Consider the following 13,971-nt stretch of genomic DNA (forward strand, 5'->3'; position numbering starts at 1 on the left):
TCATTAAATCATAAAAACACTGTAATTTGGCTCAAAAAACTAAACTTTTATTCATGCTCAAATGCTTAGAGATAGAACAATTCCAATCAACTCTTGCTATACTGTCGCAAAACAATTTGCAGGAGCTGCATTGCAATGGTCCATGATGATCAGAATCCTTCATCTTCTCTCGACTTACAAGAAATTCGCCAGCAGATCGACAGTGTCGATCAGCAGATTCAGTCGCTGATTAACCGTCGTGCCAAACTCGCTGAGGCGGTTGCCAAAGCCAAGTTTGCCTCTGAAGAAAATCCCTTGTTTTATCGACCAGAACGAGAAGCACAGGTTTTGCGTAAAGTCATGGAGCGCAACGAAGGCCCACTTTCCGATGTCACGATGGCACGTCTATTTCGCGAAATCATGTCGGCGTGTTTGGCATTAGAAGCACCCCAAAGTATTGCGTTTTTAGGGCCAGAAGGTACCTTTACACAAGCGGCAGCCCTGAAGCATTTTGGTAACGATGCGGTAGTGCGTCCATTACCTACCATTGATGAAGTGTTTCGTGAAGTTGAAGCAGGCAGTGCGCATTATGGTGTCGTCCCTGTTGAGAACTCCTCTGAAGGCGTGGTTAACCATACTCTAGACTGCTTTAAAACGTCTCAACTCAATGTAATTGGTGAAGTGGAACTTCGAATCCATCATCAATTTCTAGTATCGAAAAACACCCGCAAAGACAGCATTAAACAGATCTATGCACATCAACAAACCCTAGCGCAGTGCCGCCAATGGCTCGATGCGCATTATCCGGGTGTGGAGCGTGTGGCACTGAACTCTAATGCTGAAGCTGCGCGTCGTATTCGTAATGAATGGCATTCGGCTGCAATTGCATCGGATATTGCAGCGTCGATGTATGATCTTGAAATTTTTCATCGTAACATTGAAGACAACCCAGAAAATACCACGCGCTTTTTGGTGATTGGTCGGGAAAAAATTCCACAAAGTGGAAACGATAAAACTTCATTACTTATTTCGGCACATGACCGAGCAGGTGCCTTACTTGAAATCTTGGCACCGTTTGCAAAACATCAGATTAGCCTGACCAGTATTGAAACCCGACCAGCATTACCTGAAAAGTGGGCGTATGTATTCTTTATCGATTTAGAAGGTCATATCGATCAAGAAAACGTCGCCAAAGCACTGGATGAAATTCGTCCCTTGGTAAAAGAGCTTCGTATATTAGGTTCATATCCTGCGGCTGTGTTATAAACGTAAGTGAAGCAGATAGATGAGGATGGTCTGCTTCATATTGAACACTTTATAGATCAGTGTTGATCTGTTTTTACGAGATGAAAGTTAAGCGGTATGGCCCAACCATTATTTAAAAAAGTCGCCTTTATTGGTCTTGGACTGATAGGGTCTAGTCTGGCACGTGTGATTCAGTCAGAGCAACTTGCAACGTGTGTGGTTGCATCAACCCGTTCAGCAAAAACTTTGGCCGATGCTCAAGCCTTAGGTTTGATTCAGCAAGGGTATAGCAATCCAGTCGAAGCTGTCCAAAATGCCGATCTGGTTGTTTTAGCGCTTCCTGTGCGAGCAACACATGCCGTGCTGACACAAATTCAGCCTTACTTGCATCCCGATGCAATTTTAACCGATGTTGGCAGCACCAAAGGTAATGTCGTCGAGGCGGCCAAAGCGGTTTTTGGTGAGGCACTTCCTGCCGGATTTGTACCCGGCCATCCAATTGCTGGAAGCGAACATACCGGTGTGCATGCAGGCAAGGTGGATTTGTTTGCCAACCATAAAGTGATTTTAACTCCTGTAGAAACCAGTGCTGCTTGGGCAGTGGATAAACTGATTCAACTGTGGTCTGCTGCCAAAGCTGAAGTGATTTGCATGGATGTGCAAAAGCATGATGAAGTCTTGGCGCATACCAGTCATTTGCCACATTTAATGGCATTTAATCTGGTTGAGCAACTGGCCAATCGTGAAGATAATCTTGATATTTTTCGTTATGCTGCCGGCGGGTTTCGTGATTTTTCCAGAATTGCGGCCAGCGATCCTCAAATGTGGCACGACATCTTCTTTGCCAATAAAACCGCAATTTTAAATGCTGTGGAAGGTTTTGAACAACAGCTCAGTAAAATTAAAGTACTGATCGAAACTGAAGATTCACATGCACTAATGGGACTGCTTGGACATGCTCAAGCTGCCAGACAACACTTTAATCATATGTTAGCAAAAAAACCGTTGATGGAGAAAAACAAGGTGACACAGCAATTTACCATTTCGCCAGGACCTAAATCATTTACGGGTACTTTTACCATTCCTGGTGACAAATCCGTGTCACATCGCTCCATTATGTTTGGTGCGATTGCAGAGGGCACAACCCATGTGACTGGCTTTTTAGAAGGTGAAGATGCCTTGGCTACGTTACAGGCCTTTCGTGATATGGGCGTAAGTATTGAAGGGCCAAAAAATGGTGAAGTGACCATTCATGGTGTGGGAATGCAGGGCCTTAAAGCACCTGCAGGTGCATTGTATATGGGCAATTCAGGCACCAGCATGCGTTTACTTTCTGGCATGCTTTCTGCACAAAAATTTGATTCGGTCATGACTGGAGATGCGTCGTTATCGAAGCGTCCTATGGAACGTATTGCCAAGCCGTTACGTGGAATGGGTGCGCACATTCAGACTACTGGAGAAAAAGGCACACCACCTGTAAGCATTACAGGCAACCAAGCACTTCAAGGGATTGCCTATGATCTGCCAATGGCTTCTGCACAAGTGAAATCAGGTATTTTACTGGCGGGTCTTTGGGCACAAGGTAAAACATCTGTAACTGAGCCAGAACCAACACGCGACCACACCGAGCGTATGTTGCGTGCTTTTGGTTATGATGTAAAAACCGAAGGAAACAAAATCAGTCTGCAAGGCGGTGGTAAGCTGGTCGGTACCAACATTCAAGTGCCTTCTGATATTTCATCAGCCGCTTTCTTTATGGTGGGTGCTGCAATTTGTGAAAATTCCGATGTCGTGCTTGAAGCTGTAGGTATCAACCCAACGCGTACAGGCGTGATTGAAATTCTCAAACAAATGGGTGCCGATATTGCCGTTCTAAATGAACGCATTGCAGGTGGTGAGCCGATTGCCGATATTCATATTAAAGGCTCGCGTACTCTAAAAGGAATCCATATTCCAGAAGACCAAGTGCCACTGGCGATTGATGAGTTTCCAGCTTTGTTTATTGCTGCGGCCTGTGCTGAAGGTCAGACCGTATTGACTGGAGCGGCTGAATTACGTGTGAAAGAATCCGATCGTATTCAGGTCATGGCAGATGGTTTGAAAATTATGGGAATTGACTGCACACCAACAGCAGATGGTATCATTATTGAAGGTAAGGGGAAATCAGGCGATTGGTCAGCTATTTTTAACGGTGGTCAAGTAGAATCACATCACGACCATCGTATTGCAATGAGTTTTAGTATTGCCGGTCTGCGAACTGGGGGTCCAATTGAAATTATTGGAACTGAAACTGTAGCAACCAGCTTCCCGACATTTACAGAACTGGCCAATCGTGCTGGCTTGAGTATTACTGTCAGTCAATAATATTGGCTAAGTAATCCGATATAATCGGTAACATAAAATGAAAACAGCAGTCAGGCGATGCTTGGCTGCTGTTTATTTTTTGGCTATTCTAAAGCAGCACACAAGATATTTCGCCTTAAAATAACGCATAGGATATGTGATGAAAAAACTACAATTTATGTCTCATCATCCCCATAACCAATCGATGGCAGATCGAGAGGCATTGATGACGCAAGAGTATGTGGCAGCCTTGTTATTTAAACAGTTGGGTGACTATGGATTTGATGCTCAGCAAATCGATCATGCAGATCATAATGTTGCTGTGCGAATTATCAATCAGCGTCTACCATTGTCGGTCATTTGCCAATCCAGCGATGCCACAGGACAAATGATGTGTGAAATCTCGGCTGATCGAAATGAACAGCAGGACTGGTTTGAAAAAATTGAAATGCAAAGTGTAATGCGCCAGTTGGCACATGCGATTGAAAACAGCCTTAAAAGTGACCACTATTTTAGCTGTTTTGAGTGGAAAAACTAAACTACAAAAAAGCCAGTTTATTTTGCTAAGGTTGTGTATAGTCTAGGAATGTTCTTGCAATTTCTTCGAGTACACACCCATGCAGCACGTCGACCTTTCACAGCTTTCACCTCAAATTGTCTGGAAGCATTTTCAGACGTTATGCCAAATTCCCCGACCATCAAAACAAGAACATGTATTACGTGAGCACCTTGCAAATTGGGCCAAGCAGCAGGGTTTGACGGTTTATATCGACCGTATCGGGAATTTAATTATTCGAAAACCTGCCACATCTGGCAATGAAGATAACGTTGGCGTTATTTTGCAGGGCCATCTGGATATGGTCACGCAAGCCAACCGAGGCAGTAATCATAACTTTATGCGCGATCCGCTTCGTCCGGTACTTGAGCAGGACTGGCTCGTGACACCCGAGACCACACTTGGCGCAGACAACGGTATTGGTGTTGCACTGGCATTGGCAGTTTTAGAGTCTACCGATATTTCACACGGCCCCATAGAAGTGCTGTTGACGGTGGATGAAGAAGCTGGCATGAGTGGTGCACGGTTATTAGAAGAAGGTGTCCTGACAGGTCAATGGCTATTTAATATCGATACCGAAGAGTGGGGAGAGTTGTATTTGGGCTGTGCAGGTAGTCAGGATGTTGAGGTATCACAAGCACTTGAATACGTCGCGGCACCTCAGATGGATTTGGAATCGGTAGAGATCTGTGTGACTGGTTTGAGAGGAGGTCACTCAGGCATTGACATTCACTTGGGCCGTGGCAACGCGAACGTAATTTTATCGCGGTTTTTGCACCAGCATTTGGCTGAACTTGAAGGTTATTTAATTGAATTTCATGGAGGTACTGCCCGAAATGCCTTACCGCGTGAGGCCAGTACCAAAATCATTCTACCTAAAAAAAATATTGATTTGCTTGAGCAACGGCTAGATGAATACGAGGCACAGTGGTTGCAAGCACTCAAGGGGATAGACGATCAATTCAATATAGATTTACGTTTAATTCAAGATACACATCATGATGTACTGGAGACTCAGCAACAAAATCACGTGCTGGCCGCATTGTCGGGTTGTCCTTATGGCGTGGTCACTTGGAGCGAAGTGCTCAGTGATGTGGTTGAAACATCAAATAATATCGGTGTGGTGCATATCGACCAAGCACAGGGTTTTCAAGCGGTGATAATGGTTCGATCCATGCGAAATGAATCGGCAGAGCATTTTTCTCAGCAGATCGTAGAGCACTTTGCAAAGTATGATTTAGCAGCCACACGCGCTGAATTGGTGTCTGGCTGGACGCCTAATCCGGATTCGGCAGCTTTGAAATGTTTACAAGATGCTTATCAAACTGCCTTTAATATCAAGCCTGAACTAAAGGTGATTCATGCTGGACTTGAATGCGGCATTATTGCTCAGCATTATCCGCACTTGCAAATGGTGTCATTCGGCCCAGATATTAAAGGGGCACATGCACCCGGCGAGCGAGTGAAAGTAGATACTGTAGAGAAATGCTGGAAATTATTGGTCACCGCGTTAGAGCAGGTTCCAAAAGCACATTAAAATAAAAAAGATGCTCATTACAAAATGAGCATCTTTAGATACTTACAATTTAGATCAAACTGTAAAATAATTTTTATTGAACAAATAAGAAGCGCGAAATAGCGATTCGTAATTGTTTTAGATAACCCGTAAAGAAGTGGTTGGCGCCTGGTAACACTGTGATTAAGTGGCGCTGCGGTTTGGCCCATTCAATCATATCAGAAAGCAAAGTGACTTCATCTTGCTCGCCATGAATAAAGAGAATGTCACCTTTGAGAGGTGGAGTCACATAATGACGTACGCCTGCCACGGTTGCAGTTGGCAATCCACATAAGATGGTTTGTTTTGGTTTTAACTCATCCGGTAGGGCGGCATAACTTTTGGCCATTACATGTGCGCCAAAGCTAAACCCACCTGCATAAAACGGAAGTGTGATATGGGCTTTTCGTGCATGATCAATGACAGTCAGAATATCATCTGTTTCGCCATGACCTTCATCATGCTCACCATGACTTTCACCTGAACCACGAAAACTTGGTCGGTAAACAATACAACCTTGCTCGACAAGAAGTTGAGCCAAGAGTGCTGGAACTTTGTGTTGAGGGGTTCCGCCTTGCAACGGATGGGGGTGACAAACGACAGCAAATCCTTTCGCTTCACCCTGTGGACGGTCTACAAAAACTTCAATTTGACCCACAGGACCCTGAATGAACATCTGTTCGGACATAGGACGATCGATTAGTAGCAGGAGAATGCGGTATTTTACCGATTAACGCCAACAAAAACACAGATTGGCGTTAAAATTTATCTACTGATATAGTCTGATTAACTATTATTTAACCAATTTACCTAAGGATGTATATGCTCGCACTCATTTCTCCTGCTAAGACTTTAGATTACGAATCTACACTTCCTACCGATGAACATACATTACCAAGACTATTAGACCATTCACAAGAGCTTATCGACTTTTGTCGTAGTTTATCTGCGACTGAAATCGCCAGTTTGATGAGTGTGAGTGAAAAAATAGCCAATTTGAATGTAGAACGCTTTCGTGATTGGTCTCCTGAGTTTAATTTAGCCAATGCCAGACAGGCGATTTTTGCTTTCAAAGGTGATGTTTATACAGGGCTCGATGCGTATCATCTTAAAGAAAAAGATATTGCATTTGCCCAAACGCACTTACGTATGCTTTCAGGTTTATACGGACTACTTCGACCGCTTGACTTGATGATGCCGTATCGCCTTGAAATGGGAACCAAACTGCACAATTCGCGCGGACACAATCTTTACGAATTCTGGGGAAGTCAAATTACTGATCTCATTAATACAGATTTAAAAGATGCAGGGAGTGAAATTTTGCTGAATCTGGCCTCAGATGAATATTATAAATCGGTAAAAGAATCTAAGATTCAGGCCAAAATCATTAAGCCAGTGTTTTTGGATGAAAAGAATGGCAAATTTAAAGTCATCAGTTTTTATGCAAAAAAAGCCAGAGGCTTAATGGCACGATTTATGATTGAACATCAAATCAATGAGTTGAAAGCGCTTCAAGAATTTAATTCGGAAGGCTATTTCTTCGATAAAGAAAACTCTACAGCGCAAGAGTTGGTGTTTAAGCGCCATGAGCAAACTACTTAATTGAATGATGCCTCAACCATAAAAAAGGCGGATCATATGATCCGCCTTTTTTATTTGATCTAAAGTCTTACTTAAGTGTTTTTACGACGCGCTTTACGTTTGGCAAACGGGAAGACCGCAACACTTTCTTCAACTTGAGCGGTATTACGTTCATCTTCAGACGCTTTTTTATCTTCAGATTTGGTTTTTTTCTTTTTTTTACGTTTCTTTTTCGGTTCGTCCTCGACCTCATCACCATCTTCAATGGCTTGCCAGTATTCTAACTGCTCCATGACGGCTGCATAGATTGAGCCTTTGCTGTAGCGTCCTTTTTTATGTAAAACACCAACAGGACGGGCCATCAGAATTTCGAGTGCCTGATCTATAGTTTCAATCGCATGTACATGGAACTGCCCGTTATTTACAGCCTCAATCACATCCTGACGAAGCATCAAATGCTGCATGTTTTGACGTGGAATGATCACACCTTGCTTACCAGTCAAACCTTGTAATTTACAGGCATCGTAGAAGCCTTCAATTTTGGCATTAACGCCGCCAATTGGTTGTACCTGACCGAGCTGATTCATTGAACCCGTAATCGCCCAAGACTGATCAATTGGCAACTGACTAATTGCAGAAATAAGTGCTGAAAGCTCTGCGACAGTTGCGCTATCTCCATCGACCTGACCATAGCTTTGTTCAAATGCCAAGGCCGCAGAGAAGTGTAGAATCTGAGAGCGACCAAAATGAGCTTTAAGAAAGCTCGACATCAGTAACACGCCTTTGGCATGCAGCGAGCCGCCGAGTTCGACACTGCGTTCAATATCTAGAATATCGCCGCCACCTTGATAGACCGAAGCTGTCAGGCGTGAAGGTAAGCCAAATTCGACATCGGCATAATGAATGACCGATAAGGCATTGATCTGACCAAGACGATGCCCACGTGTTTCAATTAGCTGTGTTCCGCGCGAGAGGTCTTGCCAATATAGTTCACGCAAATAGCCTAAGCGATATTGACGATGTTGTAATGCAAGATTGATATGCTTGTCCGATACAATTTTGTCACCCGCTTTGAAGGCATGATGATGCGCCTCACGGATCAGATCACCTAAGGTTGAGGCATGTAAAGAAAGCGAACTCTGGTCTTCGGCTTGACGGCTTGAATCGGTGAGTAGGGCTGCCAGCGCAGAGCGATCAAATGGCAAGAGTTTGTCGGCCTGAACGTAATCTGCAATGAGCTGCATATAGGCTTGTTCATTCACTTCGTTACGCTGTAAGGTATCGGTGAAGTCTGCACGTATTTTAAATACACTGCCAAGCTCTGGCTCTACCTCTAAAATTTCATAATAAATTTCAGGTTCGGCCATCAAAATTACTTTTACATCAAGTGGTACGGCGGCAGGTTCAATCGAGATACTGCCTGTAAGGGTCAGCATATGTTCAAGTGATGAAAGTTTAAGCTGTCCAGATTTAAGCGCGCGCTTTAAACCCTGCCAAGCATACGGCTGCTCAAGTAATTGCTCGGCTTCAAGCATTAAAAAGCCACCATTCGCCTGATGCAGACATCCCGGACGGATCAAGGTAAAGTCTGTGGTGATGGTGCCATTTTGTGTGAGCTGTTCGACATGACCGAGCAGATTATAATGTGTTGGGAAATCATCAAAAATAACCGGTGCGCCACTGTTTGGCTTGTTGGTCACAATGGTATTGGCTTGATAACGAGATGGAACGCGATTAAATAACGCAGGCGAGAAATCATCTTCCTCCTGTTCCAAAATCATTTCGACATTTTGAATAATATCGTCGGCGTAATGCTTTAAAAACTCATCCAAGCCTTGAACTGTTTTATGCTTGTTCAGGATTTGTTCCATACGCGGTATCACCACTTGTTTAGCGATATCACGATTCAGCACCGACACACGATCACGTGCATCATCTTCAAGTGAGCCGAGGTGTAACCCTAAACGCTCAAGCTTTTTGTCCATATAACGAATATTGGAGGCAATTTCAGCACGTTCTTTACTCGACAATGCCTCGATATCGTTTTGTGTCATTTCATGTACTTGATCGTCTTTATACTGAACAGGCACAAAGCAATGCTCTTCATTGCGCGAGATCAGTTTTAGATCAAGTTCCTCACCTTCTTTGGTGAGTTCGACTAGCGCATCTTGCTGCTCTTTACCAGTTTCCTGACGAATTTGTTCAATTCGATTGTGGTAGGTTTCTGCGGTAAAACGACGCTCTAGCTGTTTTAAAATGGTTTGCCAAGCGTGATGCAATGCGCTTTGGAATTTTGGTCCCGTACCGGCAGGAAAGCGCAGCGCAAGCGGTTGTCTGGCGTTTTTAAAGTTATTGACATACACCCAGTCGTCTGGCGTAGGCATACTTTTTGCGTGCTGTTGCAGCAAACGCTTGATCATGGTGCGTTTGCCCAAACCCGCCGTACCAACGGCAAAGATATTGTAGCCTGAGTAAGGCAGCGAAATGCCTGCCTCGACTGATGCTCTGGCGCGATCTTGCCCTAGAAAGTTATTGAGCGGCTTGATGCGTCGAGTCGAAGACGGAATATCTTCGAGCTTTGGAATATGAGTAAGCTGTGCTGCTTTAAGTGCCGTTTTCTCTAAAGTACTCTGAATCTCATTTTGCTCGAATGCAGACGGAACGTTATTGGTTTTTGAGGTATTCGCTGTTGTTGTGGTTGAAGAAAGAGTTGAAGCCATTTGATCGAGTCTTTGGGTCACAGGTGAAATCCAAAAAATAAACAGAGTTGAGATTTAAAGGTATACAGGTTTAGTCTAAAAGATCAAGCGTTGATGCTGATTTAATCGTCAAAAGTAGGGCGCTTTGCATAAACAATATTGAAACCGTGCCAATAAAGCGATTGAATAGGCGCCTAGATGAAAATTTCGGAAAATAATAAGCGAATGACTACACAAACTACAGGATGGAAAGCTGCGTTTGCTGCATTTCTTGACCGCCGTGCTCTGATTATGCTGTTTCTCGGATTTTCGGCGGGGATTCCCATTCTGCTGATTTTTTCTAGCTTATCGTTATGGTTGGGCGAGGCTGGAATTGATAAGAGCGCGGTCACTTTTTTTAGTTGGGCGGCTTTGGGATATTCATTTAAGTTTGTGTGGGCGCCACTAATCGATGAACTTCCAGTACCCGTCTTGACCAAAACACTCGGTCGACGCCGCGCATGGCTGTTAATTGCGCAAATTCTGATCATTGTTGCTATTTCGATTATGGCTTTTTCAGATCCGGCGCTCGGCCAGAGTTATCTCATTCAAATGGCGGTTGGTGCAGTGTTGCTTGGTTTTTCAGCTGCTACGCAAGATATCGTAATTGATGCTTACCGTATTGAACTGGCCGAAACCCAGATGCAAACGGTTCTTGCTGCAACCTATAACGCAGGTTATCGAATCGGGATGATTGTGGCGGGTGCGGGTGCTTTGTTTTTAGCTGCCTATTTGGGAACTGCCAAAGGGAACTATATATATGAAGCTTGGAAATATACGTATTTAACTATGGCAGCAGTGATGCTGGTGGGGATTTTAACCACCTTAATCATTCGAGAACCAAAGGTTGATCGTGTCTATAAAAGCTACCAGCGCCGCGATTATTTCCGTTTGGTGCTGGTCTTTTTTGTTGCTGTAATTTGCTTTGTTTTGAGCTATTTGTTTACTGGTCATTTGGCTGAACAATTAGTGAGTTGGCTATCGATTCAAGACAATATTTTATTATTTTTAATTGAGGCGCTACGCTTTATTACCGCGGCTGCCGTAGCACTGGCTGTAGGCACACTTCTGGTTCGTGCAGGTGTCGTCAACAAGCAGATGGCCAAAGAGACATGGATTAATCCAGTCCTCGATTTTTTTCAGCGTTATGGCACCAAGCTGGCTTTGGTCCTTCTGTTACTGATTGGTTTTTATCGTATTTCCGATATCATCGCGGGTGTAATTTCCAACGTTTTTTATCAAGATCTCAATTTCACCAAAGAACAGATTGCAGAAGCAGTTAAAATTTATGGTGTTATTTTTAGTTTGGTGGGTGGTTTCTTGGGAGGCTTACTGGCACAACGTATGAATATCATGAAATTGATGTTTATAGGTGCAGTATTAGCAAGCTCAACCAACTTGATTTTTATTGGCTTGGTTAAGTCGGGGCAGCCGCTTGGACAGGTTCAGGTGAATGTTGGTGGTCAGCAATATCTGGCGGATACCGATGAAGTGGGGTACTGGACGGTCAAGGTGCCTACCGAAGTGCTAAAAAATACAACCCAGTTTCAGGTATCTACCGGTTATGCCGATGCCGCACAGCAAAGTAAAGTTGCAGTGGTTCAACCCTATATTGTGGGTGATATCAATCAGGCGCATTTGATGTTATTGCCTGTCATGGGACGAAATATCATCTCACTAAACGAGCCACAAAACAGTATTGTGGTTAAAGGGCAGTATTTTGGGCCAGCACTAACAGACGCACAAAAAATTGTGCTGCAGCTTGATGGCAAGCCATATCCAGCCAAGCTTGATAAAACAGGTGCTTTTAGTGCTGTTGTTGAGACTAAAATGTTAACTGGCTCCAGCACGAAACAGCTCCAGGCCACAGTGACAGATGGATCGCGTACATTAGTGAATACTTCGCTGGCTTATCATGTTGCACAGGGAGTAGGGGCTAAAAATGAACTCGATATCAGTGTTGAACCAGTTGCATTGATCAATCCGAATGATCAAAGCAATATTGAGCTTAAAGGGAAAGTCATCAAGCCATATAGCTCGCTCTGGTTATATTTTGCGATTGTGGTCGATAACTTGGCTTCTGGTTTAGCCGGTGCTGCATTTATTGCATTTTTATCAAGCTTGACGAGTGTGTCCTTTACAGCGGTACAATATGCTATCTTTAGTTCACTGATGACGCTCACACCAAAACTTCTGGGTGGGTACTCAGGCACCATCGTAACGCACATTGGCTATCCTCAATTTTTCTTAATGACGACCTTAATTGGAATTCCAATTCTTGTTTTGGTGGTTTGGGTTGCCAAGTTGCTCAAGGCGCATGAACTCAAGCAAATTCAAACGAAAGGCACAGGTGATTAACAATGCGAATGCTTCATACAATGTTGCGAGTAGGTAATTTAGAGAATTCTCTCCAGTTTTATACCGAAGTTTTAGGCATGACCTTACTGCGCAAACGTGATTACGAAGAAGGCCGTTTCACTTTGGCATTTGTTGGCTATGGCAGTGAAGATGATCATACTGTTTTAGAGCTGACACATAACTGGGATACCTCTAGCTATGAGTTAGGAAATGCGTATGGTCACATCGCCATTGGTGTTGAAGATGCCTATAAGGCATGTGAAGAAATCAAACAACGTGGTGGCAAGGTGGTACGTGAAGCAGGTCCAATGAAGGGCGGCGTGACCGTAATTGCATTTGTTGAAGATCCAGATGGTTATAAAATCGAATTGATCCAGCAAGATAATAATGCGCGTAATAATTAACGCTTGAGTGAAATAGTTTAACTAAATAACGCGCATTTCTTCAAAAAACTGGATTTATGCTGTCAGACCAGTAACATAGCGTTTACCTTTTAGTAAACACAGTGTTACTGGTCTTCTTACATATACATAAGGATATTGTTCCATGCTTAAGCTGTTGGCTTTAGATCGCTTCACTTTATTACTCTTTACGATGGTATTGTTGGCCTCTTTTGTACCAATTTACGGGCATGCTGCAGATATATTTAGCGTCGTAACCAATATTGCGATTGCCATTTTATTCTTTTTACATGGCGCCAAACTATCTCGTGAAGCGATTGTTCAAGGCATCATGCATTGGCGGCTACATGGTTTAGTGTTTATTTTTACCTTTGTATTTTTTCCTGCACTCGGCTTATTGGCCAAGCCTGTTTTGGTACCTATTTTAGGACAAGAGCTATATTGGGGCTTCTTGTTTATGTGCTTTTTGCCCTCTACCGTCCAATCATCAATTGCCTTCACTTCAGTAGCTAAAGGCAATGTTGCAGCCGCAGTATGCAGTGCATCGTTTTCAAATCTAATCGGAATGTTCATTACACCTGTAATGGTCAGTCTATTTATTTTTGGTCATTCAAAGCATGATTACGATCCAACATCTTCAATTATTCAAATTGCACTTTTGTTGTTGGTGCCATTTATTTTAGGGCAGCTTCTTCGACCTTATGTTTTCCCACTCATGGCAAAAGTGCCAAGTATTGTAAAAGCATTTGATCAGGGCACTATTTTAATGGTGGTTTACAGTGCATTTAGTAGTGCAGTGATTGCCGGTTTGTGGCATCAGGTTGGAATTGGAACACTGATTGCATTGATTATTTCATGCTCAGTGCTACTCACCATCATTATGCTGAGTGCATTTTATATTTCTCGATTGCTTGGCTTTAACCGCGAAGACCAAATTTCTATTTTTTTCTGTGGCTCCAAAAAAACTTTGGCCAGTGGTGTACCTATGGCGCAGATCTTATTCATTGGTCAGCCGCTAGGTATGATTGTATTGCCGATTATGATTTTCCATCAAATTCAGCTCATGACCTGTGGAATTATTGCGAATTATTTGGCCAAGCAGCAATCTGATGAAGAAACGCTGGTGCGATCAGAATAAAGATTCGCAATTTTGCTTTAAAAGGCGTATAATTTTACCCACTTGTTGTGCTTAGCTCTGGCTTATAAGCCTCGGTG

General features: G+C 43.4%; 10 protein-coding genes. 8 read left to right on the top strand and 2 right to left on the bottom strand.

Annotated elements, in window-relative coordinates; all coding sequences use genetic code 11:
• Positions 1–135: 135 nt before the first annotated feature.
• The 4 genes from pheA (at position 136) to pepD (ending at position 5,660) form a co-directional block, all read left to right on the top strand.
• Positions 136–1,245: a prephenate dehydratase gene (gene pheA / locus L2096_RS15205; RefSeq protein ID WP_025094753.1), complete on the top strand. Its 1,110-nt coding sequence runs from the start codon at positions 136–138 to the stop codon at positions 1,243–1,245.
• Positions 1,246–1,341: 96 nt separating this feature from the next.
• Positions 1,342–3,588 carry a bifunctional prephenate dehydrogenase/3-phosphoshikimate 1-carboxyvinyltransferase gene (locus L2096_RS15210; protein WP_250365765.1) on the top strand — a complete coding sequence of 749 codons (2,247 nt, stop codon included), beginning with the start codon at positions 1,342–1,344 and terminating at the stop codon, positions 3,586–3,588.
• 139 nt (positions 3,589–3,727) lie between these two features.
• Positions 3,728–4,105: a hypothetical protein gene (locus L2096_RS15215; RefSeq protein ID WP_048763931.1), complete on the top strand. Its 378-nt coding sequence runs from the start codon at positions 3,728–3,730 to the stop codon at positions 4,103–4,105.
• A 79-nt stretch (positions 4,106–4,184) separates the two neighbouring features.
• Positions 4,185–5,660, top strand: coding sequence for a beta-Ala-His dipeptidase (gene pepD / locus L2096_RS15220; RefSeq protein ID WP_151840317.1), 1,476 nt, complete (start codon positions 4,185–4,187; stop codon positions 5,658–5,660).
• Positions 5,661–5,733: 73 nt separating this feature from the next.
• Here pepD and L2096_RS15225 read toward each other — a convergent pair whose 3' ends face one another.
• Positions 5,734–6,366, bottom strand: a complete 633-nt coding sequence (locus L2096_RS15225; RefSeq protein ID WP_004938386.1) for an alpha/beta hydrolase — start codon at positions 6,364–6,366, stop codon at positions 5,734–5,736.
• Positions 6,367–6,500: 134 nt separating this feature from the next.
• Between L2096_RS15225 and yaaA the strand changes: the two genes are divergently transcribed.
• On the top strand, positions 6,501–7,280 hold the full coding sequence (gene yaaA, locus L2096_RS15230; RefSeq protein WP_151815607.1) for a peroxide stress protein YaaA: 780 nt from the start codon (positions 6,501–6,503) through the stop codon (positions 7,278–7,280).
• Between the two features lie 71 nt (positions 7,281–7,351).
• Here the strand turns inward: yaaA and L2096_RS15235 are convergent, their stop codons facing one another.
• Positions 7,352–10,000: a Lon protease family protein gene (locus L2096_RS15235; protein WP_250365766.1), complete on the bottom strand. Its 2,649-nt coding sequence runs from the start codon at positions 9,998–10,000 to the stop codon at positions 7,352–7,354.
• Between the two features lie 156 nt (positions 10,001–10,156).
• Here L2096_RS15235 and L2096_RS15240 point away from each other — a divergent pair, with 156 nt between their 5' ends.
• The 3 genes from L2096_RS15240 to L2096_RS15250 all read left to right on the top strand — a co-directional run bounded on the left by L2096_RS15240 (position 10,157) and on the right by L2096_RS15250 (position 13,894).
• Complete coding sequence (locus L2096_RS15240) at positions 10,157–12,355, top strand: AmpG family muropeptide MFS transporter (RefSeq protein ID WP_119690605.1); 2,199 nt, start codon at positions 10,157–10,159, stop codon at positions 12,353–12,355.
• 2 nt (positions 12,356–12,357) lie between these two features.
• Entirely contained in the window at positions 12,358–12,759 is a 402-nt protein-coding gene (gene gloA / locus L2096_RS15245) for a lactoylglutathione lyase (RefSeq protein WP_004938378.1), read from the top strand.
• Between the two features lie 142 nt (positions 12,760–12,901).
• Positions 12,902–13,894: a bile acid:sodium symporter family protein gene (locus tag L2096_RS15250; RefSeq protein ID WP_004947837.1), complete on the top strand. Its 993-nt coding sequence runs from the start codon at positions 12,902–12,904 to the stop codon at positions 13,892–13,894.
• Positions 13,895–13,971 lie beyond the last annotated feature (77 nt).

The organism is Acinetobacter sp. ACZLY 512 (assembly GCF_023614015.1).
Lineage (GTDB): Bacteria > Pseudomonadota > Gammaproteobacteria > Pseudomonadales > Moraxellaceae > Acinetobacter > Acinetobacter soli.

Bases quoted from the DNA above. Each gene is read 5' to 3' on its own strand.
- pheA (WP_025094753.1), top strand. From the start codon at position 136: ATGGTCCATGATGATCAGAATCCTTCATCTTCTCTCGACTTACAAGAA.
- L2096_RS15210 (WP_250365765.1), top strand. From the start codon at position 1,342: ATGGCCCAACCATTATTTAAAAAAGTCGCCTTTATTGGTCTTGGACTG.
- L2096_RS15215 (WP_048763931.1), top strand. From the start codon at position 3,728: ATGAAAAAACTACAATTTATGTCTCATCATCCCCATAACCAATCGATG.
- pepD (WP_151840317.1), top strand. From the start codon at position 4,185: ATGCAGCACGTCGACCTTTCACAGCTTTCACCTCAAATTGTCTGGAAG.
- L2096_RS15225 (WP_004938386.1), bottom strand. From the start codon at position 6,366: ATGTCCGAACAGATGTTCATTCAGGGTCCTGTGGGTCAAATTGAAGTT.
- yaaA (WP_151815607.1), top strand. From the start codon at position 6,501: ATGCTCGCACTCATTTCTCCTGCTAAGACTTTAGATTACGAATCTACA.
- L2096_RS15240 (WP_119690605.1), top strand. From the start codon at position 10,157: ATGAAAATTTCGGAAAATAATAAGCGAATGACTACACAAACTACAGGA.
- gloA (WP_004938378.1), top strand. From the start codon at position 12,358: ATGCGAATGCTTCATACAATGTTGCGAGTAGGTAATTTAGAGAATTCT.
- L2096_RS15250 (WP_004947837.1), top strand. From the start codon at position 12,902: ATGCTTAAGCTGTTGGCTTTAGATCGCTTCACTTTATTACTCTTTACG.